Source organism: Streptomyces sp. NPDC058619, from assembly GCF_042717785.1.
GTDB lineage: Bacteria > Actinomycetota > Actinomycetes > Streptomycetales > Streptomycetaceae > Streptomyces.
Window position 1 is genome coordinate 1 of sequence record NZ_JBHXQN010000149.1, and the last position, 2,204, is coordinate 2,204.

The following is a 2,204-nucleotide window of genomic DNA, read 5'->3' on the forward strand; positions in this document are numbered from 1 at the left end:
GAGACCACCACACCCTTGGGCCGCCCCGTCGACCCCGACGTGTAAATCACATACGCCGGAAGCGCCGCCAACAGCGCCCCACCACGCTCCACATCACTCAGAGGCACGGCAACCAAAGTCGCCGACTCCCCCGCCACAACCGGATCGTCAAGCACGATCCGCAGCGGGTTCTCGGGCAGCACACCAGTCAGCGCCTGGCAGGTCACCACCACCGCAGCAGCCGCATCCTCCAGCACGAAGGCGACCCGCTCAGCCGGATAGGCAGGGTCGACCGGCAGATACGCAGCCCCCGCCTTCAGCACGCCCAGAAGCGCCACCACCAGATCGATGCCGCGCTCCAGACACACGCCCACCACGGACTCCGGACCGATGCCCCGACCCACCAGCAGCCGCGCCAGACGGTTCGCACGCCCATCCAGCTCCGCATACGACACCTCGACGCCGTCGGCGACAATCGCGACCGCGTCCGGCGTCCGCGCCACCTGCGCCTCGAACAGCTCCGGAATCGTCCCCGCCGGCACCTCGGTAGCCGTGTCGTTCCACTCCACCAGCAACCGCCGACGCTCAGCCGCGCCCAGCACCGCAACACCACTCAGGAGCCGGTCCTCACCACCAGCCAGCGCCTCCTCCAGCGCCACCACAAGGCTCTCCGTCGCTGTATCCATCAACGCTGCCACTGCATCCGCGTCGACAGGAGCGACGGCATCCACGGTCAGCCCCAGCCCCTCACCGTCGTCGTCAACGGCCATCGTCAGCGCGTAGTTGGTGCGCTCGCGGGCGAACACCACCCCGATGCCGTCGGAGACGTCGGCTATGCCTCGACTGAGGACAACGTTGTGGCGGTAGTTGAGCAGCGAGGTGAACAGCGGAGTGTCCCCCGGCACACCACTGGCCTGCTGAGCCAAAGCCAACGGTGCGTACTCGTGCTCAACGAGTCCCGCGAGCTGTCCCCGCATCGCCGCGACCGCTGCCACCACAGTGGTCTCGTCCACCCGCAGCCGCACCGGCAACGTGTTCATGAAAGGACCGGGCACTTCCGACCCGGCTCCGGCGTTCATCCGCCCGAACAGGACGGTGCCGAACACCACGTCGTCCCGGCCGCTGACCGCCGCAAGAACCCGCGCCCACGCCACGTGCATCACGGTGGCCGGGCTGGCACCCAGCTTCTGCGCCACCTCACGCAGCCGCGCCTCAAGGTCCAGGGCCAAGTCCCGCCGCGCCTGAATCGAGTCCAATCCGTCCCCCCGCGCATCCACCAAGCCATACGGCGCGGTGGGCTCGGTGACGTCACCCAGCAGGTTGGCGAAGAACGTCTCGTGCTTCCCACTGTCAAGCCCCGCACGCGCCTGTCCGACGAAGGCGCGGAACGGCACCGGCTCCGGCAGCTCGGCAGCCCGCCCGGCGAGCACCGCCCGCACTTCGCGGAGCAGCAACTCCAATGTCGTGTGGTCCTGCACCAGGTGGTGAATCCGCAGCAGCACCAGCCACCGGTTCCCCGGCGCGGCAACCACATGGAGTCCGAGCAGCGGGGCTCGTCCCAGATCCATCGACAAGCCGCCGGCAGCAAGGAGCTGTTCCACCGGCTCAGCACCGCACGGGTCAAGTTCTAGTTCCACGACGGGGAGTTGGGCGTTGCGCCATACGACCTGCACTGGTTCGCGCAGGCCTTCCCACACGATGCCGGTACGGAAGGTGTCATGCCGGTCCACGACCTGCTGGAGCGCGTCGGTGAACGCGTCCAGCCGCTCACGCGAGTCGAATTCCAGCACGGTCGGCATGACGTAGGTGTCCTCGCCGCCGTCTGCGAGGAGGTGGTGGAAGAGCAGACCCTCCTGCAACGGCGCCAGCGGATAAACGTCCGCGACGTTCGCGGCACCACCCTCCACGGACGCGACAATCCGCTCGACCTCATCCGCGGTCAGGTCGACCAAGGGCAGCATCTCCGGCGTGATCGCCTGCACGCCCTCCGGAATGGCATTCGGCGGTACAACGAACTGCTCACCCCCAGCGACTGTCACAAGGCCGGCCACGGTTGGCGATTCGAAGAGTTCCCGCATCGAGATGGAGATCGCACGACTACGCAGGACTTCCACCAGCCGGATCGCGAGGAGCGAGTGGCCACCCAGCGCGAAGAAACTGTCGTCGACACCGACACTCTCCACACCGAGGACCTCGGCGAACACCGCACACAGGATCTCCTCGCG

1 protein-coding gene is annotated in these 2,204 nt (G+C 67.7%); it reads right to left on the reverse strand.

Translation table 11 applies throughout. The features are described from left to right. Window positions 1-2,183 (reverse strand): condensation domain-containing protein (locus ACFWTC_RS38805; RefSeq protein WP_384075162.1); only part of this gene is annotated, 2,183 nt, incomplete at its 3' end. Window positions 2,184-2,204 lie beyond the last annotated feature (21 nt).